1 protein-coding gene and 1 pseudogene are annotated in these 1,391 nt (G+C 33.6%); both read right to left on the bottom strand.

The annotated features are described in order from the left end of the window. Positions 1-176 precede the first annotated feature (176 nt). Positions 177-1,019: a hypothetical protein gene (locus EHQ17_RS00010; protein ID WP_135592945.1), complete on the bottom strand. Its 843-nt coding sequence runs from the start codon at positions 1,017-1,019 to the stop codon at positions 177-179. A gap of 27 nt (positions 1,020-1,046) precedes the next feature. Next, a pseudogene (locus EHQ17_RS19665) lies at positions 1,047-1,391 on the bottom strand (hypothetical protein); the annotation flags it as partial.

Raw genomic sequence — 1,391 nt, 5'->3', positions numbered from 1 at the left:
TACCTCCAAGATTATCAAACGACAAGTTCTTGGGAGGTTGCATCATGTTTACTTCCATTCCGAGGTCAAAAATGATATTCCCGCTTAACACTTGTTAGCTGTGCGCCACAGTAATACTTAACAAACGACGGTTTTTGGACTAGGCATTTGCATAGAATCTGCACCGCACGACACAGCTAGTGTCGCTCACCTTGCGAGATGATAGAGATTTTCCAGATCCTATCCTCTTCATTAAATATAAAATTTATGCGATATTCCAAATGGCGAATCTCCATTTCGCTTTCGTTCTCTTCGTCTAATAATTTCTTTTTCCCTAAAATTAATATTTTAAGAATGTCTTTATAAGTAACCATCTTTTCTAATTTTTCAAAATCACGTTGGATATTGCCTTCAAAATTATTTTCATAAAAATATCCAGATTCATCACTCAAATCTTTCAGTGGGGCCAAACTTTTCTTTTTTTGAATATCTCTAATAACTCGTTTCAACATTATATTAAATAGCTTTTCACTTGGACTTAACTTAGTTAAATCGTAGAAAAGCCATTTTCCTTGTTCTTCTTTAAATAAAAAACTTAATTGATACCCAAAATCATCTTTTGCAAGACGATACTGCACCGAGCTTCCTTGGACAGGAATAATCTTAAGTCCAAACTTGATCAAATGCAGAACTTCTTTATAGGATATATATTTTCTTAATTCAACAGGATTCATACTTAAGGCCTTAGCACGATATTGATCAAATTCTAATCCACTATTTTCAAAGCTAATCTCTACAAAGGGAGATAAATCCTTGGTCTTTTGAAACTTGCTAGTAAGATCAAAAAGCATTGCATCGAATAAACGAATTTTTTCCTGCTTCGAAAATTGCTTAACATTGTTGTCAAGCTGGCCAGTTTCAATTTTATTACTTACCTTGTCTCCTTCTTGCTCTTTTGAAGTTAACTTCTCCGGATTACTCAGACAGAAAACAGAAAAAAACAAAATAAAACATGTGACAATTGCCTTAATTATTTTCATATTTAACGCTCCATTATAAAAATATAATTAATATTTCCAAGCAGGTTTGTCTAAAGTTAATTGCAAATGTAAATGGTCATCATGCTTTACCTGTTGCGAAGGTTGATCCCATTTTATTTCTAGATTTGGCAATTTGTTACTTTGAAAATAATCTCTTACAGCCGGATCATTAAATTTAATAAAACCATTTACCCCAACAGGCATGTTCTTTGATATCGTCTTGATAAAATCGATAGTTTTATTTACATCGTAGTTCGGATTATTTTGATAATTGCCACCATATTTTCCTCCGTTCACCATATAACCCAAGTCAGCCTGATTTCCGTTCGCATGGTGATCAGGATTTGGCCCTGGATCGTATCCACCCGTTTT

Origin of the sequence: Leptospira gomenensis (assembly GCF_004770155.1) — a bacterium.
Lineage (GTDB): Bacteria > Spirochaetota > Leptospiria > Leptospirales > Leptospiraceae > Leptospira > Leptospira gomenensis.
This window is presented reverse-complemented; position numbering and strand designations above follow the sequence as displayed.

Bases quoted from the DNA above. Each gene is read 5' to 3' on its own strand.
- EHQ17_RS00010 (WP_135592945.1), bottom strand. From the start codon at position 1,019: ATGAAAATAATTAAGGCAATTGTCACATGTTTTATTTTGTTTTTTTCT.